Origin of the sequence: Streptomyces sp. SKN60 (assembly GCF_026236535.1) — a bacterium.
Lineage (GTDB): Bacteria > Actinomycetota > Actinomycetes > Streptomycetales > Streptomycetaceae > Streptomyces.
Genome location: NZ_JAHTMW010000003.1, coordinates 287,072 through 308,558 on the forward strand (window position 1 = coordinate 287,072; position 21,487 = coordinate 308,558).

20 protein-coding genes and 1 pseudogene are annotated in these 21,487 nt (G+C 73.4%); 5 read left to right on the top strand and 16 right to left on the bottom strand.

What is annotated here, in order from left to right; translation table 11 throughout:
- Positions 1-116 precede the first annotated feature (116 nt).
- The 12 genes from KV205_RS07225 to KV205_RS07280 form a co-directional block, all read right to left on the bottom strand.
- Entirely contained in the window at positions 117-1,217 is a 1,101-nt protein-coding gene (locus tag KV205_RS07225; RefSeq protein ID WP_265863118.1) for a polyprenyl synthetase family protein, read from the bottom strand.
- Positions 1,214-2,647, bottom strand: coding sequence for a hydroxysqualene dehydroxylase HpnE (hpnE, locus tag KV205_RS07230; protein ID WP_265863119.1), 1,434 nt, complete (start codon positions 2,645-2,647; stop codon positions 1,214-1,216). The genes KV205_RS07225 and hpnE overlap by 4 nt, the downstream gene beginning before the upstream one ends.
- 214 nt (positions 2,648-2,861) lie before the next feature.
- A complete protein-coding gene (hpnD, locus tag KV205_RS07235) occupies positions 2,862-3,812 on the bottom strand; it encodes a presqualene diphosphate synthase HpnD (protein WP_265863120.1) in 951 nt (316 codons plus the stop codon).
- On the bottom strand, positions 3,809-4,711 hold the full coding sequence (gene hpnC / locus KV205_RS07240) for a squalene synthase HpnC (protein WP_265863122.1): 903 nt from the start codon (positions 4,709-4,711) through the stop codon (positions 3,809-3,811). Before hpnC ends, hpnD begins: the two co-directional genes overlap by 4 nt.
- 386 nt (positions 4,712-5,097) lie before the next feature.
- The gene (locus KV205_RS07245) at positions 5,098-5,730 is read right to left on the bottom strand and encodes a TetR/AcrR family transcriptional regulator (RefSeq protein ID WP_265863123.1); all 633 of its coding nucleotides are present in this window, start codon (positions 5,728-5,730) and stop codon (positions 5,098-5,100) included.
- A 147-nt stretch (positions 5,731-5,877) separates the two neighbouring features.
- Positions 5,878-6,663, bottom strand: a complete 786-nt coding sequence (locus KV205_RS07250) for an ABC transporter ATP-binding protein (RefSeq protein ID WP_265863124.1) — start codon at positions 6,661-6,663, stop codon at positions 5,878-5,880.
- Positions 6,656-7,585, bottom strand: coding sequence for an ABC transporter permease (locus KV205_RS07255; RefSeq protein ID WP_265863125.1), 930 nt, complete (start codon positions 7,583-7,585; stop codon positions 6,656-6,658). The genes KV205_RS07250 and KV205_RS07255 overlap by 8 nt, the downstream gene beginning before the upstream one ends.
- Before the next feature lie 49 nt (positions 7,586-7,634).
- A complete protein-coding gene (locus KV205_RS07260; protein WP_265863126.1) occupies positions 7,635-8,519 on the bottom strand; it encodes a glycosyltransferase family 2 protein in 885 nt (294 codons plus the stop codon).
- An 11-nt stretch (positions 8,520-8,530) separates the two neighbouring features.
- Positions 8,531-9,310, bottom strand: a complete 780-nt coding sequence (locus KV205_RS07265) for a CDP-alcohol phosphatidyltransferase family protein (protein ID WP_265863127.1) — start codon at positions 9,308-9,310, stop codon at positions 8,531-8,533.
- Positions 9,288-10,349 (bottom strand): iron-containing alcohol dehydrogenase family protein, encoded by a 1,062-nt coding sequence (locus KV205_RS07270; RefSeq protein ID WP_265863128.1) that lies wholly within the window; start codon positions 10,347-10,349, stop codon positions 9,288-9,290. The genes KV205_RS07265 and KV205_RS07270 overlap by 23 nt, the downstream gene beginning before the upstream one ends.
- Entirely contained in the window at positions 10,337-11,086 is a 750-nt protein-coding gene (locus KV205_RS07275) for a phosphocholine cytidylyltransferase family protein (protein ID WP_265863130.1), read from the bottom strand. Before KV205_RS07275 ends, KV205_RS07270 begins: the two co-directional genes overlap by 13 nt.
- Positions 11,083-12,912 (bottom strand): DUF5941 domain-containing protein, encoded by a 1,830-nt coding sequence (locus tag KV205_RS07280; RefSeq protein ID WP_265863301.1) that lies wholly within the window; start codon positions 12,910-12,912, stop codon positions 11,083-11,085. Before KV205_RS07280 ends, KV205_RS07275 begins: the two co-directional genes overlap by 4 nt.
- A gap of 415 nt (positions 12,913-13,327) precedes the next feature.
- On the opposite strand from KV205_RS07280, the gene KV205_RS07285 reads away from it, so the two are divergent.
- The 3 genes from KV205_RS07285 to idi all read left to right on the top strand — a co-directional run bounded on the left by KV205_RS07285 (position 13,328) and on the right by idi (position 16,499).
- A complete protein-coding gene (locus tag KV205_RS07285; RefSeq protein ID WP_265863131.1) occupies positions 13,328-14,269 on the top strand; it encodes a cation diffusion facilitator family transporter in 942 nt (313 codons plus the stop codon).
- Between the two features lie 188 nt (positions 14,270-14,457).
- Positions 14,458-15,747 carry a bifunctional class I SAM-dependent methyltransferase/N-acetyltransferase gene (locus KV205_RS07290; protein WP_274710174.1) on the top strand — a complete coding sequence of 430 codons (1,290 nt, stop codon included), beginning with the start codon at positions 14,458-14,460 and terminating at the stop codon, positions 15,745-15,747.
- 143 nt (positions 15,748-15,890) lie between these two features.
- Positions 15,891-16,499: an isopentenyl-diphosphate Delta-isomerase gene (idi, locus tag KV205_RS07295; protein ID WP_265863133.1), complete on the top strand. Its 609-nt coding sequence runs from the start codon at positions 15,891-15,893 to the stop codon at positions 16,497-16,499.
- 124 nt (positions 16,500-16,623) lie between these two features.
- On the opposite strand, the pseudogene KV205_RS07300 reads toward idi, so the two are convergent.
- Both KV205_RS07300 and KV205_RS07305 read right to left on the bottom strand, forming a co-directional pair.
- Positions 16,624-17,070 (bottom strand): annotated as a pseudogene (locus tag KV205_RS07300) (ATP-binding protein); the annotation flags it as partial.
- A 142-nt stretch (positions 17,071-17,212) separates the two neighbouring features.
- Positions 17,213-17,812 (bottom strand): HdeD family acid-resistance protein, encoded by a 600-nt coding sequence (locus KV205_RS07305; protein ID WP_265863303.1) that lies wholly within the window; start codon positions 17,810-17,812, stop codon positions 17,213-17,215.
- 158 nt (positions 17,813-17,970) lie between these two features.
- Here KV205_RS07305 and KV205_RS07310 point away from each other — a divergent pair, with 158 nt between their 5' ends.
- Entirely contained in the window at positions 17,971-18,714 is a 744-nt protein-coding gene (locus tag KV205_RS07310) for an enoyl-CoA hydratase/isomerase family protein (protein ID WP_265863134.1), read from the top strand.
- A gap of 8 nt (positions 18,715-18,722) precedes the next feature.
- Here the strand turns inward: KV205_RS07310 and KV205_RS07315 are convergent, their stop codons facing one another.
- Positions 18,723-19,358: a DJ-1/PfpI family protein gene (locus tag KV205_RS07315; RefSeq protein WP_265863136.1), complete on the bottom strand. Its 636-nt coding sequence runs from the start codon at positions 19,356-19,358 to the stop codon at positions 18,723-18,725.
- A gap of 15 nt (positions 19,359-19,373) precedes the next feature.
- The gene (locus tag KV205_RS07320; protein WP_265863138.1) at positions 19,374-20,366 is read right to left on the bottom strand and encodes a GlxA family transcriptional regulator; all 993 of its coding nucleotides are present in this window, start codon (positions 20,364-20,366) and stop codon (positions 19,374-19,376) included.
- A 157-nt stretch (positions 20,367-20,523) separates the two neighbouring features.
- Here KV205_RS07320 and KV205_RS07325 point away from each other — a divergent pair, with 157 nt between their 5' ends.
- A complete protein-coding gene (locus tag KV205_RS07325) occupies positions 20,524-21,387 on the top strand; it encodes a hypothetical protein (protein ID WP_265863140.1) in 864 nt (287 codons plus the stop codon).
- The last annotated feature ends 100 nt before the right edge of the window (positions 21,388-21,487 follow it).

Here is a 21,487-nt window from a genome sequence, read left to right on the forward strand (position 1 = left end):
TTCCCCTTCGTGCAGGCGGTGTACTCGGGCGTACTTTCTGCTTCTTCGGGTCTGCCGTCGGCCGGTGCCGGGTGGCACCGGCCGGCGACTGCGCACTCATATCAGAGCGATGGTGATCATCTCTTCCGTACGACGACGAAATCGGCCAGTGCCGTCAGCTGTTCCCGCACGTGGGCGGGGAGGTCCACGTCGTGCAGGGCGCTGATGGCGATCTCGTGCTGGCGGCGGGCCTCCTGGGAGGTCCACTCCCGGCCGCCGGCCTCCTCGATGAGGGCGGCGCGGGCGGCGAACTCGGCCTCCGAGAACGAGTCGAAGTCGGTGCTCTTGGCGTCGGCGGCGAGCAGTTCGCCGAGCCGCTCGGAGGCCGGGCCGCCGGCCGCGAGGGCGGCGACGACGGGCAGCGACTTCTTGCGCTGGCGCAGGTCGGACCAGGTCTGCTTGCCGGTGGAGTCCGGGTCGCCCCAGATGCCGAGGAGGTCGTCCACGGCCTGGAAGGCGAGCCCGAGGTGGTAGCCGTACTCCTCCAGCTTGTCGGCGGTGCGGTCGTCGGCGCCCGCGAGGACGGCGCCGATGGAGGCGGCGCAGGCGAGCAGGGCGCCGGTCTTGTTGCCCTCCATCTCCAGGCACTCCTCGACGGTGACCCGCTCGCGGTGCTCGTAGGAGATGTCCTGCGCCTGGCCGTCGATGAGCTTGCGGTTGGCGGTGGTCAGCCGGCGGGTGGCGCGGCCGGCCTCGACGGTGCCGAGTTCGAGCAGCACCTCGTTGGCGAGGGCGGACAGCGCGTCGCCGACCAGGATGGCCTGGGCGGGGCCGTACACCTTCCACACGGTGTCGCGGTGGCGGCGCTGCTCGTCGCCGTCCATGAGGTCGTCGTGGAGCAGCGAGAAGTTGTGCACGAGCTCCACGGCGACGGCGCCGGGGATGCCGACCTCGGGGGCGGCGCCGGCGGCCTCGGCGGAGATCAGGGCGAGCGCGGGGCGCACGGCCTTGCCGCTGTCGCCCTCGGTCGGGTGACCGAGGGCGTCGATCCAGCCGAAGTGGTAGGCGGCCACGGTGTCCATGGGCGGCGCGAGGCGGTCGACGGCCGCCCGCATGACGGGCGTGGACAGGGCGCGGCCCCGCTCCAGCAGTGCGGCGACGTCCGCGGTGTCGACAGCCGGATTCCCCGGTGGCACGGTCGGCACGGTCTCTCCTCTGGTTCCGGTACTCACACTCATGCCGCCTCCTGCAGCGGATGGTCGTAGTGGCGGCCGAGTGCGGAGAGTGCGGCGCCCGCGGCGCTGAAGCCGCTGCGGACGGCACCCTCCATGGTCGCGGGCCAGCCGGTGGCGGTCCATGCGCCGGCCAGGTAGAGGCCGGGCGCGCGGGTGCGGGCGCCGGGGCGGAGCCGGCCGACGCCAGGGGTGGGGGCGAACGTGGCGGTCCGCTCGCGGGTGACGAAGAAGTCCCGGATGCCGGCGCCGCGGGCGGCGGGCAGCAGCCGCTCCAGCTCCGGGAGGTAGCGCTCGCGGAGCACGGCGACGGGCTCGTCGATCTCGTCCCGGGCGGCGGACTGGGAGACCGCCAGGTACTGGCCGGGGCCGGTGAGTCCGGAGGACTCGGTGCGGTCGAAGACCCACTGGACGGGGCTGCCGATCGCGGTGAAGAAGGGCCGGCGCAGCACCTTGCGGTCGTAGACGACGTGCACGTTGAGGATGGGCGCGGTGCCGATGTCGAGGAGCCGGTCGGGGTCGTCGAGGGCGCCCTCGGGCAGCAGTTCGTGGGCCTCGCGCTGGGGTACGGCGAGGACGACGGCGTCGGCTTCCAGGGTCTCCCCCGGCAGCGTCACGGTCCAGCGTCCGTCGTCGGTGCGGGTGATGCGCTCGGCCTTGGCGCGCAGTTCGGTGCGGACGCCGAGGGCGTCGAGGGCCTTGCGGGCGAGGGTGTCGTGCAGTTCGCCGAGCGGGACGTGGGCCCAGCCGATGTCGGCGGCGCCGTTCTCGGACAGCAGGCCGGTCTTGAACACCTTGGCGGCAAGGCCCATGGAGGCGTCGGGGGCGACGGCGTTGAGGGTGGCCACCCCGACCAGGTCCCACAGCGCCTCGACGGCGCGGGCGGACTGGCCGTGCCGGCCGAGCCAGGTGCCGAAGTCGGTGCCGTCCAGGGCGGGGTCGGCGGGGTCCAGCTTCTGCAGCGCGAGCGCGGCCCGGGCGACGCCCGCCCGCTCGCCGAGCGACAGATGCGGATACGTGGCGAGGCTGCGCGCCAGGTGCAGCGGTACGGGCAGCGCGTCGCGCCGCAGCCGCCCGAGCCGCGGTCCGGCCTGCCGCCCCACGTCGAGCACGGGCACGTCGAGCCGCCGCTGCACGGGCGCCAGGTGGGCGCCGCCCACCCGGTCCAGGAACCAGCGGTAGCCGGTGCAGCAGCGCAGATACACGTGCTGCCCGTTGTCGACGGTGAGGTCCCCGCGCTTGAACGAGAACGCGAGCCCGCCGAGCCGCGGCCGCCCTTCGAGCAGCGTCACCCGCACCCCGGCCTCGGCCAGCTGCAGCGCACTGGTCACCCCGGCCAGCCCGCCCCCGACCACGACGGCCCGCGCCGGCCGCCCCCCGTGCCCGCGCACGGCGGCGGTGGCTCCCCCGGTGACCCTGATGTCGTCGGCGGTCATACGGCCTCCCCTCGGGATGTCGTGATCGGTGACGCGGTACGGGGACCGCGGGTTGTCCGGGCCGCGTGAGCGGCCGTGCGGCCGGCAGACGCGCTGGCATGCGAAACCCCGGCACCCTGCGGCGCCGTCGCGGTGGCGCGGCAACGGCACGCCGCTTCGCCGGCGCCCGCCGGCACGGCCCCGGCCGGCGGCTTCCCGCCCCATGCTCCGTCGCTCACGCCGGCCTCCTGACCGTGCGCCGGGAGATGTGGCGGGCGTCCAGGCCGGAGAGGCCGCGGACCGCGACGTAGGCCTTCTCGCGGCCGGGGAGGGAGACGCGGCCGCGGAGGACGGCCTCGGGGTCGCGTTCGATGCGGTCGAGGAGGCGGCGGTAGATGCCGGCCATGGCGGCGACGCAGGCGCCGCTGCGGCGGTCGAGCATGGGGAGGAGGCGGTAGCCCTCGGCGAAGAGGGCGCGGGCGCGGCGGACCTCGAAGTGGACCAGGCCGGCGAAGTCGGCGCCGGGCGGCGGGGTGTCGGCGGCGAAGCCGGCGGAGCAGCCGAACTTGGCGAGGTCGTCGGCCGGCAGGTAGGTGCGCCCGTTGCCGGCGTCCTCGCGGACGTCGCGCAGGATGTTGGTGAGCTGCAGCGCGAGGCCGAGGGTGTCGGCGTACTCGGGGGCGCGGTCGGCGCCGGCGGCGCCGGGCTGGGTGCCGAAGACGCCGAGCGAGAGCCGGCCGATGGCGCCGGCCACGCACCGGCAGTAGACCTTGAGGTCGTCCCAGGTCTCGTAGGTCTCGCCGCGCACGTCCATGAGGACGCCGTCGATGAGCTCGTCGAGGCCTTCGAGCGGGACCGGGAAGCGGCGGGCGGTGTCGGCGAGGGCGACGGCCACCGGGTCGGTGTCGTCCTCCTCGACCTCGCCCGCGCGGATCCGGGCGAGGATCGCGCGGGTGCCCTCCAGGCGCTCCTTCTTGTCGGCGGGCGCGAGCGGCCCGTCGCCGATGTCGTCGACCCGCCGCGAGAAGGCGTACAGCGCGGACATGGCCTGGCGCTTCTCGGTCGGCAGCAGCCGGATCCCGTACGCGAAGTTGCGTGCCTGCTGTCCGGTCACGGCCTCGCAGTAGCTGTACGCGGCCTGGACCGGCGCGGACGGCTGGGACTGTACCTCCACGGTGCGGCTCACCCCTCTTTCCGCGCCGTGAGCAGGACGGCGCCCGCCCGGCGGATCAGACTCGGTTTGGCGGCCTTGGGCGGCCCGGGCAGGACGTCGAAGCCCGCGGCGGCGATCGCGTCGAGTGCCGCGTACCCGCCGCCGGCGAAGCCCGCGAGCAGCAGCCGGAGCCGGCCGCGGACGCTGCCGACGAGCGGGACTCCGGAGTCGAGCAGGTCGCGGGCCCGGCCGGCCTCGAAGGCGATCAGGGCGCGCACGGAGGCCCCGGCGGTGGGGGCGGCGAGGTCGTCGACGGTGACGTGGAACCGCTTGAGGTCCTCGGCCGGCAGATAGACCCGGTCGCGGGCCAGGTCCTCGGCGACGTCCTGGAGGTGCTCGACGATCTGGAGCGCGGTGCAGATCTCGTCGGAGCGGCGGATCCGCTCGGGGGTCGCGGTGCCGGTGATGCCGAGCACGAGCCGGCCGACCGGGTTCGCGGAGAGCTCGCAGTAGGCGAGCAGGTCGTCGTAGGTCTCGTAACGGCTGACCAGCTGGTCCTGCCGGTTGGCGGCGATCAGGCCGAGGAACGGCTCGGGGGGCAGCCCGCAGCGCTCGACGGTGGGGACGAGGGCGCGCAGCAGCGGGTGGTGCGGGCCGTCGCCTGCGGGGTCGAAGACGCGCCGGAGGTCGGTCTCGAAGGCGTCGAGGAGGGCGAGCCGGTCGCCGGCCCGCTCGGGGGCGACGCCGAGCAGCCGGGCGTCCGCGCCGCCGGGGGCGAGGTCGCCGTCGCCGATGTCGTCGACGAGCCGGGCGAAGCCGTACACGGCCATCAGGTCGTCGCGCCAGGCGCGCGGCAGGAAGAAGGGCGCCACGGGGAAGTTCTCGTCCGCGGCCTTGCCGAGAGTGGCGTGCGAGGTGTCCTGGTCTCGCACCTGCCCGATTCCGGTCACCGGCCGCTGCCCGACGCGGGGACGGCGACACCCTCGTGGAGCTGGAGATTCTGCGTCATGGCCGTCACATCTCCCGTTCTACACCGCGGATCGAATCCATCCTATTTCGGACACGCCGCCGAGCCCTGCCCGTGGCCCTCCGCCCGGGGCCCGGACGCCGCGGGGTATCGCCCCACTTGCCGCGAAACGGACCGGTACAGCTTACGTGGTACGGGGCCGGATGCCGCGTCGGGGGGCCGGGCGCCTGTGGACAACGCCGGGCGCGATGTCAACCTTCCCCGTACGGGCGGAAGTTCACCCGTTCTTGACCTTGTTGACCATGACTTGGGCGCGCCCTGGGGCGGCCCGGGGGGGGGGGAGCCCGGGCGTCAGGGTACGCGGGTGCCGGAGACCACCATGGCGAGGGTGGAGTCGACGACGTCGTCCCGGCGCTGGGCGGGCAGCCGGCGCAGTGGCCCCTCGAGCAGCAGCAGCGACAGTCCGTGCACGGCCGACCACGCGGCGGCGTCGGCGGCCGGGCGGGCGGCGCGCGGCGGGCGGGCGGTGGCGCCGAGGGCGGTCAGGGCGTCGGTGAGCAGGGTGAAGGCGCGTACCTCACCGGCCGGGGCCTCCGGCTCCGCCGCCTCGGTGCGGGGGGTGCCGAAGGCGGAGCGGTAGAGGCCGGGCTGCTCGACGGCGAAGGCCACGTAGCCGCGGCAGAGGGCGGCGAGCCGGGCCTCGGCGGCGAGGGCCGGGTCGTCGGCGCCGGGCATCCGGGCGGCGGCCCGCTCCATGGAGTCGGCGAGGGCCCGCCGGGCGTGGTCGCGGACGGCGGCGAGGAGCTCGCCGCGGCCCTCGAAGTGCCGGTAGGCGGCGGTGGGCGAGACGCCCACCCGGCGGGCGGCCTCGCGCAGGACGACGCGTTCGGGCCCCCCTTCGCCGGCGAGTCCGACGGCGGCGCAGATGAGGGCGTTGCGCAGGTCGCCGTGGTGATACGTCTTTCCTCCCGGGATCGCTGCCATGCGCTCATCCTGCCCGATGTTGACCGCATGAACATTCCGGGTGGCCGCGCGACGCGCGAAAACCGGACGTCCGTGAACGCACCGCCGCCCCCGCCGATCGGTTCGGCGGGGGCGGCGGTGGCGCGACGGGTACGGCGGCGAGCGCGGCTACTTGCCGGTCTCGCGCTCGTAGGCGGCGATGACCTCGTCGGTCGGGCCGTCCATGAGCAGCTCGCCCTTCTCCAGCCAGAGCACGCGGTCGCAGGTGTCGCGGATCGACTTGTTGTTGTGGCTCACCAGGAAGACCGTGCCGGCCTCCTTGCGCAGCTCGCGGATGCGGGCCTCGGAACGGTTCTGGAACTTGCGGTCGCCGGTCGCCAGGGCCTCGTCGATCATGAGGACGTCGTGCTGCTTGGCGGCGGCGATGGCGAAGCGGAGCCGGGCGCCCATGCCGGACGAGTAGGTGCGCATCGGCAGCGAGATGAAGTCGCCCTTCTCGTTGATGCCGGAGAAGTCGACGATGTCCTGATAGCGGTTCTTGATCTGCTCGCGGCTCATGCCCATGGCGAGGCCGCCGAGGATCACGTTGCGCTCACCGGTGAGGTCGCTCATGAGCGCGGCGTTGACGCCGAGCAGCGAGGGCTGGCCGTCGGTGTAGACCTTGCCGCTCTCGGTGGGCAGCAGGCCGGCGATGGCGCGCAGCAGGGTCGACTTGCCGGAGCCGTTGCTGCCGATGAGGCCGATGGCCTCACCGCGGTAGGCGGTGAAGGACACGCCGCGGACGGCGTGCACCTTGCGCACCCCGCGCTCGGTCTGGCCCTTGCGGCGCCGGATGATGCGGCTGAGGGCCGCGGTGGCGCTGCCCTTGCCGCCGGCGCCGCCGTTGACCCGGTAGACGATGTGGACGTTGTCCGCGATGACGGTGGGGATCCGGCCCCGGTCGCTGTCAGCCACGGCCGTACCTCTCCTCGGCCTTCCAGAAGTAGACGAAGCCGCCCAGGCCGATCACGAGGGACCAGGCGAGGGTGACGAACCAGACGTGCGGCGGCAGGTTGGACGCGCCGTAGCCGTCGATCAGCGCGAACCGGATGAGGTCCATGTGCAGCGCGGCCGGGTTGTACTGGAGCAGGTCCGCGATCCAGGCCGGCTTGTCCTCCAGCATCACCGGGATCGAGAACATGACGCCCGACGCGTACATCCAGGTGCGCATGATGAACGGCATCAGCTGCGCGAGGTCGGGCGTCTTGGCGCCCATCCGCGCCACGATCATGGCGAGGCCCGCGTTGAACACGAACTGCAGCAGCAGCGCCGGCAGGACGAGCAGCCAGCTGAGCGAGGGGTAGCTGCCGAAGGCCACCGCGACGGCGACGAGCACCACCATCGAGAACAGCAGCTGCTGGAGCTGCTGGAGCGCGAAGGAGATGGGCAGCGAGGCCCGGGGGAAGTGCAGGGCCCGGACCAGGCCCAGGTTGCCGGAGATGGCGCGGACGCCGGCCATCACCGAGCTCTGGGTGAAGGTGAACACGAACACGCCCGTCACCAGGAACGGGATGTACACCGACCGCGACATGCCGCGGTCCGCGCCGATGATCACACCGAAGATCAGGAAGTAGACAGCGGCGTTCAGGAGCGGGGTCACCACCTGCCACAGCTGGCCGAGCTTTGCCTGGCTGTACTGGGCGGTGAGCTTCGCCTGCGAGAAGGCCAGGATGAAGTGGCGCCGGCCCCACAGCTGGCGGACGTACTCCACGAGGCCCGGCCGGGCCCCGCTGACGGAGAGTCCGTACTTCGCCGCCAGCTCGGCCGGGCTCAGGCCGCTGTCGGCGGACGGTCGGGCGCTCGTCACGACCCCACCGTCCTGGGATGTGTCACTCACAGTCGAAACTTTCGTGTTCGGGATGCGCGGCAAGTCGGGTACCACGATGTCAGACGACGGGCGGGCGTCCCAGTCGGGTCAGCCGCCACACCGTACGCCACCTCATGGGGTGCCGCGGACCGCAAGGGATCCGCCAGCCCGCCCGGAATCCGCCGAACCACGCCTTGAGGGCCGGTACGGAGGGCCGCCGCGCCAGCGTGAGCAGCAGCCAGACGCCGAGATAGACCGGCACCAGGGGTGCGGGAAGATTGCGGCGGGCCAGCCACACTCGGTTGCGGGCCACGTTGAAGTGGTACGTCGCGTGCCGGGACGGCGGGGTGGTGGGGTGCAGCAGCACCATGTCGGAACGGTAATCGATCATCCAGTCGGCGTCGAGGGCCCGCCAGGCGAGATCGGTCTCCTCGTGCGCGTAGAAGAACGCGTCCGGCAGTCCGCCGACCTCGGCGAAGACCTTGGTGCGCACCGCGTTGGCGCCGCCGAGGAAGGTGGTGACGCGCGAGGAGCGCATCGGGTCCGAGGCGCGCAGCCGCGGCACGTGCCGGCGCTGGGTGCGGCCGGTCTCGGGGTCGGCGATCCGGAAGCTGATGATGCCGAGCCGCGGGTCGGCCGTGAAGGCCTGGCGGATCAGCTCCGCGGTGTCGTCGTTGGCGAGCAGGCCGTCGTCGTCCAGGAACAGCAGGGCGTCGACGTCGCTGCCGCCGGGCCCGAAGGCCTCGATGCCGATGTTGCGGCCGGCCGGGATGCCGACGTTCTCCGGGAGGGTCACCGAGCGGACGCCCGCGGGCAGCCCGGTGACCTCCACGCCCTGGCCCACCACGACCACCTCGACCGGTTCGCCCTGCTGCCGGGCGACCGAGTCGAGGAGGGCGCGCAGGTCGTCGGGGCGGTTGCCCATGGTGATGACGACCGCGCCCAGCTTCATCGGCCTGGTCATGGTGGCCGTCCTCACTTGAGCCTGCTGGAGGCCAGGATCGAGACCAGGTGGAGCACGGTCTGCAGCAGCGCGATGCCGGCGAGCACGGCGACGCCGAGCCGGGAGAAGAACAGGTCGCCCCGGACCTGGTCCGCGATCGCGAGGACCAGGACGAGGAGGGAGGCCTCGATCCCCAGGACCAGCCGGTGGAACTTGAGCGCGCCGGCGGCCCGGCGGGCCAGCGCCATGCCGGAGGAGCGCGGCTCGGACGCCGCCTCCTTGACCGGCGGCATCCCGTTCTGATGGCGGGCGACGCCGACCAGGTCGGTCTCCGCCTTGATCAGGATGGCGCCGAGCGCGGCCAGGGTGCCGAGGAAGGCCCACAGCCAGTCGATCCGGCCGCTCCCCCACGGGTCGGCGGCGCGCAGGCCGAAGCCGACGAGCACGGCCGCGTCGCACAGATAGGCGCCGACCCGGTCCAGGTAGACGCCGGCCAGCGAGTACTGCTTCTTCCAGCGGGCCAGCTCGCCGTCGACGCAGTCGAGCAGCAGATAGCCCTGGACGGCGAGGACGCCGAGCACGGCGCCCCAGATCCCGGGCACGAGCAGCGCGGGCGCGGCGAGGACGCCGGACAGCGTCATCAGATAGGTCAGCTGGTTGGGCGTGACCCGGGTGTTCGCCAGGTGGCGGGTGATCCGCAGCGAGATCTCCCGCATGTACAGGCGGCCGCCCCAGTGTTCGCCGCTCCGCCGGTCCTTCACACCCGGCGGGTGGACGACCGGTCGGAGCTCAGCTACCGATGGTTTTTGCATAGTCGGCGTACGCGTCCCTGATCTGGTCTGTGGACAGGTCGAGGTGCTCGAGGATGGTGAAGCGGCCCGGCCGGGTCTGCGGGGCGAACTCGACGGCCCGGACGAACTCGTCGACGGTGAAGCCCATCTCCTCGGGCAGCACCGGCAGGCCGTGCCGGCGCAGGGTGTCGACCATCTGCGCGGACTCCTCGCGGGCCCCGCGCAGGTGCATGGCGAAGGCCGCGCCGAGGCCGCACTGCTCGCCGTGGCTGGCCGCCCGGGTGGGGAAGAGCAGGTCGAAGGCGTGGCTGATCTCGTGGCAGGCGCCCGAGGAGGGGCGGCTGTCGCCGCTGATCGACATGGCGATGCCGGACATCACCAGGCCCTCGGAGAGGGTGACGAGGAAGTCGTCGTCGCCGACGCCGCCGGGGTGGCGGAGCACGGCCTCGCCGGCGCTGCGCGCCATGGCGGCGGCCAGGCCGTCGACCTTCTCGCCGGTCTCGCGGTGGGACAGCTCCCAGTCGGCGATGGCGGAGAGGTTGGAGATGGCGTCGCCGATGCCGGAGCGGACGAAGCGGACCGGCGCGTCCCTGATGACGTCGAGGTCGATGACCAGCGCGATCGGGGTGGGCACGCCGTAGGAGCCGCGCCCGTTGTCGTTGTCCAGGGTGGAGATCGGCGAGCAGATGCCGTCGTGCGACAGATTGGTGGCGATGGCCACCAACGGCAGCCCGACCCGGGCCGCCGCGTACTTGGTCACGTCGATGATCTTGCCGCCGCCGAGCGCCACGACCGCGTCGTAGCGCTTGCCGCGCATGGCATCGGCGAGCCGGACGGCCTCGTCGATGGTGCCGCCGGCCACCGGGTACCAGTCGGCGTCCGGCAGCTCGGGGGCGAAGCGGTCACGCAGGCGCAGGCCGGAGCCGCCGCTGATGGCGACGGCGATCCGGCCGTTGCTGGAGATCCGCTGGTCCGCGAGGAGCGCGGACAGGTCGTCCAGCGCTCCGCCGCGGATGTCGACGACGACCGGCGAGGGGATGAGCCGGGTCAGTACTGGCACGCGATCTCACGGCCCTTCGCGAGGTCGTCGTGGTTGTCGATCTCGACCCACTTGACGTCGCCGATGGGGGCCACGTCGACGGTGAAGCCGCGGTTGACCAGTTCCTGGTAGCCGTCCTCGTAGTAGAGGTCGGGGTCGCGCTCGAAGGTGGCCTTCAGCGCGTCGGCGAGCTCCTCGGCGGCCTCGGCCTCGATGAGGGTGACGCCGATGTACTCGCCGGTGGCGTCGGCCGGGTCCATCAGCTTGGTGATCTTCTGGACGCCCTTGCCGTCGGCGGTGACGACCTTCATCTCCTCGTCGGCGAGGTTCTTCACCGTGTCGAGGGCGAGGATGATCTTCTGGCCGTTCCCGCGGGCGGCGAGCAGGGTCTGCTCGACGGAGACCGGGTGGACGGTGTCGCCGTTGGCGAGGATCACACCGCGCTTGAGGACCTCACGCGCGCACCACAGGGAGTAGGCGTTGTTCCACTCCTCGGCCTTGTCGTTGTCGATGAGGGTCAGCTTCAGGCCGTACGTCGCCTCCAGCTGCTCCTTGCGCGCGTACACGGCCTCCTTGCGGTAGCCGACGACGATGGCCGCCTCGGTGAGGCCGACCTCGGCGAAGTTCTTCAGCGTGAGGTCGAGCACGGTGAGAGAACCGTCACCGGCGGGGTCCACGGGCACGAGGGCCTTCGGAAGCGTGTCGGTGTAGGGGCGCAGACGCCGTCCGGCACCGGCTGCCAGTACGAGGCCAATCATGCTGTCTCTCCTTCGTCATGTACGGCGGGTGCTCCGGAGGAGACCCAGAAGCGGATGGACTCCGCGAGCACCACGAGACCCACGGCGACCGCGAGTGCGGTGAGGGCCCGGGTGAAGTCGTCGCCGCGGTCCGCGAGGAGTGCGGCGAGCGCGGCCACCACGAGCGTGCGTCCCTCGTGGCCGCCGACGGTGCGCACCAGCCAGGCGGGCGGCGCGCCGGTGCCGCCGCGAATGCGGTACACCGTGTCGTAGTGATGGTAGGCGACCGCCGCGACCAGCCCGAACGCCGCGGGAAGGGCCTGAGCGGCGTCCGCCTGGGCGGCGAGGCCGAGCACGGTGCCGTACTCGGCGGCGCGGAAGACCGGGGGGACGAGCCAGTCGAGCGCGCCCTTGAGGGGGGCGGCGACGGCCTGCCCGGCCCAGAAGGCGTACGCGACGGCGGCGCCCACCGTGGCCCAGCCGGGGCCGGTCACGGCGGCGCAGACCAGGACGCAGGCCGCGCCGAGCAGCGCGAACAGCGGAGCGACGAGGCCCCGGGCCCGGCCGCGGCGGAACATCCGGGCGACGCCCGAGGCGAGCGGCCCGGAGTCGGCGAGGTCGGCGAGGGCCTGGGCGGCCCGGTCGGTGCGCGTGGCCTTGCGGGTCACGGAACGCAGCACCCGGCCGGCCGTGGTGTAGCAGGCGCCGAAGGCGCAGCCGATGATCAGCGCCCAGAAGACGATCCGGGGGCTGGTGACGGCGGTGAGGACGGCGATCATCGCCCAGCGCTCGCCGATCGGCAGGATGATCATGCGCCGGGCCCAGACCGTCCAGCCGGCGCTGTCGAGCCGGGTGGAGAGGGCGGCGGTGGGGCTGGTGTTGGCGGTGGCGTCGTGGTTGGCCTCGTTGAAGGAGAAGTCCACGACGTGCCGGCAGGTCATGAGGACCATGGCGCCGAGCGCGAGCGCCCAGACGTCGTCGCCGTTGCGGGCCGCGCCGAGCGCGAGGCCGGCGTAGAAGGCGTACTCCTTGGCGCGGTCGAAGGTGGCGTCGAGCCAGGCGCCCATCGTCGAGTACTGCAGGGAGTAGCGGGCGAGCTGCCCGTCGGTGCAGTCGAGGACGAAGGAGACCAGGAGCAGCACGCCGGCCGCGACGTATCCGGCGCGGTCGCCGGTGGCGGCGCAGCCGGCCGCGAGCAGCGCGGTGAGCAGGGAGGCGGTGGTGACCTGGTTGGGGGTCAGACCGCGGCGCGCGCACCAGCGGGCGATGTAGCGCGAGTACGGGCTGATGAAGAAGGTGGTGAAGAAGCCGTCGTGGGCCTTGACGGCCGACTTCAGGCGTACGGCTTCGTCGTCGACGGCCTCGACGGCGGCCCGCGCCTCGTGGCGGGCCTCCGGTCCGTCGGGCACGGTGGCGACGAGGGTGCCGAACGCCGGCCGGTGCACGGCCACGCCGTCGGCGTCGAGCGCGTCGGCGAGGGTGTCGGGCAGGCTGACGGCGAGCGCCTGGTCGCCGCCGGCGGCGGGCCCGGCGGGCGCGGCACCGGGGCCCGTCTCCCGGTCGAGGGCGCGGGCCAGGGCCTGGCGGGCCTCGGGCTGCGCGGTGAGCGCGCCGGGCGCGGCGGCGGCCGGGAAGCGGGGGTCGGTCAGCGCGAGCCGCAGCGCGTGGAGGTGCCCGACGAAGCGGGGGTCCACGAGGGCGACGCGCTGTCCGGCGGGGACACGGGCCAGCAGGGCGCCGGTCTCGTGGGGGCCGGACGCGGTCTCGACGGTGAAGCCGAGGGACCGCAGATCGGCGTCGAGCGACGATCCGGGTACCGGCGGACCGGTGAGGATGGCGGTCGACAGGGCGAACTCACTCCTTGGAGCTGGCGGACGGGCCGGCGGGGCCCCGGCACGGCTGCGGACGCGGCGAGGCGGCCCGGCACCGGCGGCGGCACGTCGGCTGAGGCTATCGGATGACGGAAGCACGAGTTCACCGAGGTTTCGCGGGACGGTCTCCCCCGTGCCGCCCCGTGTCCGCGCGGGTACGCCAGGTGCCGGAGAGATCATCATGGGCGATCCCCCGTCCGGGCGACAAACCGCGATCGCGCTCCCTCCTGGGGGTGGTTTCGGCCACTCCCTGTCCGGTTCGCATAACCGCAGGTCAGAGCATATGACAACGGTGTTCAGTACCGTGTTGCAGATACCCCCCTCCCGTAGTTCACTGGCGAATCGAAGACACCACCGAGCACGTAGCCGACACGACCCGGGAGGCCTTGTCATGGGGGCTGGACACGACCACGGACACAGCCACGGCGGACCGCCGCCGACCGGCACCGCGGCCCTGGCCTACAGGAACCGACTGCGGATCGCACTCGGCATCACGCTCTCCGTGATGGTGGTGGAGATCGTCGGCGGCATGGTCGCCGACTCGCTCGCGCTGATCGCGGATGCGGCGCACATGGCGACCGACGCCCTCGGCCTCGGGATGGCGCTGCTCGCCATCCACTTCGCCAACCGGCCGCCCACCGGAAACCGCACCTTCGGCTTCGCGCGGGCCGAGATCCTCGCCGCGCTCGCCAACTGTCTGCTCCTGCTCGGCGTCGGCGGATACGTCCTCTACGAGGCGATCCAGCGGTTCATCGAGCCGGCCGACACCCGCGGCGGACTGGCCATCGCCTTCGCCGTGGTCGGCCTGGTGGCCAACATCGTCTCCCTGTCGCTGCTGATGCGCGGCCAGCAGGACAGCCTGAACGTGCGCGGCGCCTATCTGGAGGTGCTCGCGGACGCGCTCGGCTCGGTGACGGTGATCGTGGCCGCTGGCATCATCCTGCTCACCGGCTGGCAGTACGCGGACCCGATCGCCTCGATCGTGATCGGCCTGATGATCGTGCCCCGCACGGTCAAGCTGCTGCGGGAGACCCTGGACGTGCTCCTGGAGTCCGCCCCCAAGGGCGTCGACATGGCGGAGGTACGGGCGCACATCCTGGCGCTGCCGGGCGTCGAGGACGTGCACGACCTGCACGCCTGGACGATCACCTCGGGGATGCCGGTGCTCTCGGCGCACGTGGTCGTCAGCCAGGACACCCTGGACGCGATCGGGCACGAGAAGCTGCTGCACGATCTGCAGGGCTGCCTGGGCTCGCACTTCGACGTCGAGCACTGCACCTTCCAGCTGGAGCCGGCCGGTCATGCCGAGCACGAGGCCAGGCTCTGCCTGTGAGTTGTTGCTAGGCTCATGCCGTACGTCGTACGTGTGCGGTGAGAGGAGCTGAGGTTGATGACCGTCGCGATGAAGGCTGCCCGCAGCGGCAGCGCCCGGTCGTCCCTCAGCCTCCGGGTCTCCGGCTGACCTGACGCCTCACCTCGTCCTGTCGTCGGCCGGGGCCCTCTCACCAAGGGTTTCCCACGTTGTCCGACAACGACTTCAACGACATCAACGACAACACCGTCTCCACCGAGGCGCTGCACGACGCCTTCTTCGCCCTGCACCACGGTCTGCCGCGGCAGGGCCCCGGCTCCGACGCCACCACCCGCCGACTGCTCGCGCTCGCGGGCCCGCTGCCCGAGCGCCCGCGCGTGCTCGACCTGGGCTGCGGCCCCGGCCGCTCCGCCCTGCTGCTCGCCGCCGAGGCGGGCGCCGAGGTGACCGCGGTCGATCTGCACGAGCCGTTCCTGGCCGAACTGCGGGCGGCGGCCGCCGCCCGCGGGCTCGACGACCGCGTCCGTACCCTCCGCGCCGACATGGGCGCGTCGGCCGAGCTGCCCGACGGGTCCTTCGACCTGGTCTGGGCCGAGAGCTCGGTCTTCGCGCTCGGCTTCGACCGGGCGCTCGCCGAGTGGCGCCGGCTGCTCGCGCCCGGCGGCACGCTCGTGCTCACCGAGTGCGTGTGGACGAGCTCGGAGCCGGCGCCCGAGGCCCGGGCCTTCTGGGAGGAGCACTACCCGCTCCGCAGCGTCACGGCGAACGCGGCGGCGGCCGTCGCGGCCGGCTACCACGTCCTCGGCACCGTCCCGCAGCCCGAGAGCGACTGGGACGAGTACTACGGTCCGCTCGCGCATCACGCCGACACGGCGGACACCTCCGTGCCGGGCATGGCCGAGGCCGTCGCCGCGGCGCGGGCCGAGATCGCGATGCGCCGCGCGCACGGCGGCGACTACGGGTACACCGGCTTCGTGCTCCGGCCCGCCGACCCGCGCTGGCGGACCCGCGAGGAGACCGCGGCGGACATCCCCCTCGTACGGGCGATCAACGCGGCGGCCTTCCCCACCCCGGAGGAGGCGGGACTCGTCGACGCCCTGCGCACCGACGGGGACGCCTGGCTGCCCGGCCTCTCGTACGTGGCGGAGGCAGCGGACGGCACGGTCGCCGCGTACGCGCTGATCACCCGGTGCCAGGTCGACGGGGTCCCGGCGGCGGCGCTCGCGCCGGTCGCGGTGGCTCCGGAGCACCAGCGGACCGGGGCCGGACAGGCCGTCGTACGGGCCGTGCTCGACGCGGCGCGGCTGCGCGGAGAGCGGCTGATTCTGGTCCTCGGCCATCCGGGGTACTACCCGCGGTTCGGGTTCGCACGCGCGTCCGCGTATGGAATCCGGCCACCCTTCGAGGTCCCGGACGAGGCCATGATGGCGCTCGATGTGGAGGGTTCCGGCGCCGTGGCCAGGGGCACGATCACGTATCCCGCGGCTTTCGGAGTCTGACGAGGTCGCCGCTCCCGCCGCACCGGGGTGTACTCCGGTGCGGTGGGAGCGGCCATGTCCGGCCTCCGAAGTACGGACAAGCCGGTTTTGTACGGCAGACTGAGGTGGCCCGCGAGGGCCAGGACCGAAACCGAAGGATGGGTATGCCGACCACATCAGCCACCGTGGCTCACAACTCGTCGAACGGCGTACGGCCGACCGAGGCCGAGGCGCCGATCATGCTCGAACTGGTCGACGAGAACGGCGTCACGATCGGCACGGCGGAGAAGCACTCCGCGCACCAGGCGCCGGGGCAGCTGCACCGCGCGTTCTCGGTCTTCCTCTTCGACGAGGAGGGCCGGCTGCTGCTGCAGCGGCGCGCGCTCGGCAAGTACCACTCCCCCGGCGTGTGGTCCAACACCTGCTGCGGCCACCCCTACCCGGGCGAGGCCCCGTTCGCGGCGGCCGCCCGGCGCACCTTCGAGGAGCTGGGCGTCTCGCCCTCGCTGCTCGCGGCGGCCGGCACGGTCCGCTACAACCACCCGGACCCGGCCTCGGGCCTGGTGGAGCAGGAGTTCAACCACCTCTTCGTCGGCCTGGTGCAGTCGGGGCCGCGGCCGGACCCGGAGGAGGTCGAGGAGACCGCCTTCGTGACCGCCGCCGAGCTGGCCGAGCGGCACAAGGCCGCGCCGTTCTCCGCCTGGTTCATGACGGTGCTCGACGCGGCGCGGCCGGCGATCAGGGAGCTGACGGGTCAGGCCGGGGGCTGGTGACCACGGCCTGGGTCTGAGGCTGGGGCTGGGTCTGGACCGTCGGAACCGGGGTCTGGACCTGGCCCTGAACCTGGACCTGGGCGGCCTGGGCCAGGGGGCCGACCGGGGCCTGACCCGGCACGAACGGGTTGAGCGGCAGCGCCGCCCAGATGATCTTGCCGCCGCTCGCGGTGTGCTCGACGTCGCAGGCGCCGCCGGCCTCGCGGGCGATCTCCCGGACGAGGAGCAGCCCGCGGCCGCCGGTCTGGCCCCAGTCGGCCTCCAGGGCCTTGGGGCGGTAGGGGTGGTTGTCCTCGACGGACACCCGGACCCACTCCGCCCCGATGGCCACCTCGACCGCTATCTCCGGGGAGAGCAGCGCGGCGTGCTTCACCGCGTTGGTGACCAGTTCGGAGACGATGAGGAGCAGTCCCTGCACGGTGTCGTCGTGCACCGGGACGCTCTGCCGGACCAACAGGTCGCGGACGGCGTGCCGGGCCTGCGGCACGGACACGTCGACCGCGGGAGCGGTGAAGCGCCAGACCCCTTCGTAGGACGGTGGCCGGGCGGGGACGCTCCCGCGGCTCTCCATAGTCCGGCTCCCGCCCTCGTGCTCGATTGTCGCCACGGGTCGAGTCTTGGGAATCCGGCACCGCACCTCGGGATACTGACCAGAAGTCGACAGATATCGACCGGTTCCTGATCGGGTGAGTATGCCAACGTCAGTTGTTCGACTATTCCTGATCCCCTGCTGACGCCTTCGTCGTCGGCGCCGTTGGTGTGACCATACTGACGATACGGCGTCCCCCGACACCCATCGCGATCAGGCCGAGGCCGTCGAAGAGCAGCGCGAGCGAGAAGAACACCCCGAGCACGTAACGGCTGCTGTCGGGCCAGTCGAAGAGCACCAGGAGGCCGAGCAGCAGCCCGAAGGCGCCCTGCAGCAGGGTCCAGCCGAACTGCGGCCCGCGCACCACCACGCTGCCCACGAGCCGGAACAGACCGCCGGTCAGGAAGAGCAGGGCGGCGAACATGGTCAGCGCCTCGGCCGAGCCCTCCGGATGCCGGATCACCACCACGCCGGCGGCGATGTTCAGCGCCGCGACCACCGCCGCGAGCCAGAAGGAGCCGGTCCCGCGCGACGCGATCGCGTGCAGCAGACCGACCACGCCGCCGATGAGCAGCAGCCAGCCGAACAGCAGCATCGAGGTGAGGGTGGCCGCCCAGGTGTAGATCAGACCGACGATCCCGCCGATGACGAGCAGCACCCCGAGCGCGGCGAGCCACCCGAAGCTGCGGCGGAGCCGCTTCCCCTCACGGGCCAGGTCCTCCATGGGCCGGTCCCCCGTGAGGTGGCCCTCGGTGGGCCGGTCGTCCGTGGGCCGGTCCTCCGCGGGCTGCGGGTCGGGGGTGTCCTCGCGGGCCATGGGCGTCTCCTCCTCGCACCCCCTTCTTGATCGTACGTAGCGGGTCCCCGGATAGCATCCGGCGCATGGAGCCGCAGCTGACCGTGAACGTCGTGGACGAGGTCGCCACCCTCGTCATCGCCAACCCCGCCAAGCGCAACGCGATGACGGCGGACATGTGGCGGTCCCTGCCCGGGCTGCTCGCCCCGCTCGCCGCCGACCCGGCGGTGCGCGCGCTCGTGCTCACCGGCGCGGGCGACACCTTCTGCGCCGGGGCCGACATCTCGGCGCTGCGCGAACCGGGTGACGAGCAGCAGTCCCTCGCCGTCCGCGCCGAGGCGGCGCTCGCCGCCTTCCCGAAGCCGACCCTGGCCGCCGTGCGCGGCTACTGCGTGGGCGGCGGCAGCCAGCTCGCCGCCGCCTGCGACCTGCGGTTCGCCGAGGAGGGCGCGCGCTTCGGGGTCACCCCGGCGAAGCTCGGCATCGTCTACCCCGCCTCCTCCACCCGGCGGCTGGCCGCCCTGGTCGGGCCCGCGGCCGCCAAGTACCTGCTGTTCTCCGGCGAGTTGATCGACACCGAGCGGGCGCTGCGCACCGGCCTGGTGGACGAGGTCCACCCGGTGGGCGAACTCGACAAGCGGGTCGCCGAGTTCACCCGTACCCTCGTCTCCCGCTCGCTGCTCACCCAGTCCGCCGCCAAGGAGTTCGCCGACGGCCGGACCGGCCGCGACGAGCACTGGGCGGACCAGGCGCGCGGCAGCGGCGACACCGCGGAGGGGGTCGCCGCCTTCCTGGAGCGGCGCGCGCCCCGGTTCACGTACGGGCGCTGAGCCGGCCGCTAGCCGAGTTCGTCCGTGGAACGGCCGCGCCACTGGGCGACGATCTCGGCCGGGGCCTTCTCGGGCGAGCCCGCGTCGTACGGCGGCTGCGGGTCGTACTCGGTGAGCAGCTGGATCGTCTGCGCGGTCGCGTCGCCGCCGATCCGGCCGAGGAGGTGGAGCGCCATGTCGATGCCGGACGAGACGCCGGCGGCCGTCACGTACTTGCCGTCGAAGACGACGCGCTCGCCGGTGGGTTCGGCGCCGAGCGCGCTCAGCTCCTCGTACGCGAGCCAGTGGGTGGTGGCGCGCCGGCCGGTGAGCAGTCCGGCCGCGCCGAGCAGCAGCGAGCCGGTGCACACGGAGGTGGTCCAGGTGCTGGTCTCGTCGGCGGCGCGCAGCCAGGCCCGTATCTCCGGGTCGTCCTTGGCGGTGCGGGCGTCCGGGCCGCCGGGGACGAGCACGATGTCCGGGCGCGGGACCTCGGCGAGGGTCTTGTCGGCGACCAGGGCGAGGCTGCCCTGGTCGTTGCGGACCGGTCCGGCCTCCTTGGCCACGAAGACGGTCTCGGCGCCGGGGAGGCGGGCGAGGAGCTCGTACGCGCCGACGGCGTCGAGCGTGGTGAACCCCGGGTAGAGCAGGACGGCGATCTGCATGCTGTGCGCTTCCTTTCAGCTGACGGGTGCGTGGTCTCGTACGGGTGCGTGGAAACGGCGGCGGTAGTCGGCGGGCGCGGTGCCGAGCGCCTTGACGAAGGCGCGGCGCATCGCCTCCGGGGTGCCGTAGCCGGCGGCGCGGGCGACCTCCTCGACGCCGTGCGCGGTCTCCTCCAGGAGCCGGCGGGCGTGTTCGAGGCGGACCCGGTCGACGTAACGGCCGGGCGTGACGCCGGTCTCGGCCCGGAAGGCGCGGGCGAAGTGCCGGGGCGAGAGCCGGGCCCGGGCGGCGAGGGACTCGACGGACAGGTCGCCGTCCGGGTGCTCGGCGATCCAGGCCTGGAGGTCCCTGAGCGGTTCGCGGCGCGCGGTCTGGGCGGCGAGCTGGGCGCTGAACTGGGCCTGGTGGCCGGGTCTGCGCAGGAACACCACCAGATGGCGGGCCACGGTGAGCGCGGCCTCGCGGCCGAGGTCCTCCTCGACCAGGGCGAGCGCGAGGTCGATGCCCGCGGTGACGCCCGCGGAGGTGGCGACCCGCCCGTCCCGTACGAAGATCGGCTCGGGCTCGACCGTGACCGCCGGGTGGCGGCGGGCAAGCAGCTCGCAGGCCGACCAGTGGGTGGTCACCCGGTGCCCGTCGAGCTGTCCCGCCGCGGCGAGGAGCAGTGCCCCGGTGCAGACGGAGACCAGGCGTTCGGCGTCCGGGGCGTGCGCGCGCAGCCAGGCGATCAGCGCCGGGTCGGGGCGGCGGGTACCGCCACCGCCGGGGACCAGCAGGGTGTGCGGCGGCCCTCCGGCGACGGCCTCGTCGAGGGAGCCGTCGGGCAGCAGGGTCAGCCCGCTGTCGGTGCGCACCGGGCCGCCGTCCAGCGAGGCGGTGCGTACGGGACAGACGTCGGGCCGCCCGACGGCCCGGGCGGCACCGGTGAACACCTCGACGGGTCCGGTGACGTCGATGCTCTGGACGCCGTCGAAGAGGACGACGAGCACGGGTCGGGGCTGGCTCATGGCTCCATCCTTCGCCGCGCCGGAGATGGCCGCAATGACGCCGACCCCACCTTTCCTGCCATGCGTCCTTCACCAAGGCCGGAGGTGGCCGGACGTGGCCGAGGGTGGCCGGGGCCGGGGATTCCCGGCGTACCGACCGGTAGGTAGGGTGCGGATCATGACGACTCTGCCGCCGCTCGCCGGCCGCCGCTGCGCCCACCCCGTCAACCTGCTGCACGCGACCCTGTTCTTCTCGCCCGACCTGGACACCGAGTTCAAGGACCTGGGCATCGAGGACACGAGCGCGATACGGCTGGCCACGCGCAGCGCGCCGCTCGGCGCCGTCGGGGCCGGAACCGTGGCCGCGGCCTTCTACAACTACGAGCACGCGTTCCTCGCCCGGCATCTGCCCGCCGTCTGGGAGACCGCCTCCCCCGCCGCCGTCCTCGACGCGCGGCTGCGGGCCGTGGACGCCACCTACCGGCGGCTGCTCGGCGACGCGGCCGTGGCCTCCGCCGAGATGGCCGAGGCCGCCGAGCTCGCGCTGCGCGCCGCCGAGGCGTGCACCCGGCACGCCCGTCCGCTGTACTCGGGCAACGCCGACCTGCCGGTGCCGGACGCGCCGCACCTGCGGCTCTGGCACGCCGCCACGCTGCTGCGCGAGCACCGCGGCGACGGGCACGTGGCGGCCCTGCTGAGCGCCGGGCTCGACCCGGTGGAGGCGCTCGCCAGCCACACCGCCACCGGCAAGGGCATGGCGCCGCGCTGGGTCCTCGGCACCCGGGGCTGGGGGCGCGCGGACTGGGACGCGGCCCTCGCGCGGCTGACCGAGCGCGGGCTGCTCGACGCCGAGGGCGAGCTCACCGAGGCCGGCGCGGCCCTCCGGGAGAGCCTGGAGGTCGAGACCGACCGTCTGGACGCCGCGCCGTACGCGCACCTGGGCGCCGAGGGCACGGCCCGGCTCACCGAGCTCGCCAAGGGCTTCCTGGTGACGGCGGCCGGCGCGGGCGCGTTCCCGGCGGGCCTCACCGGCAAGGGCTGAGGCACCCCGGAGACCCCGGAGACAGGGCAGGGCGGGTCGGTTGCCGCGTACGGGTGACCGACCCGGCAGAATGCATCCGCAAGCTTTGAGGCACGAGAAG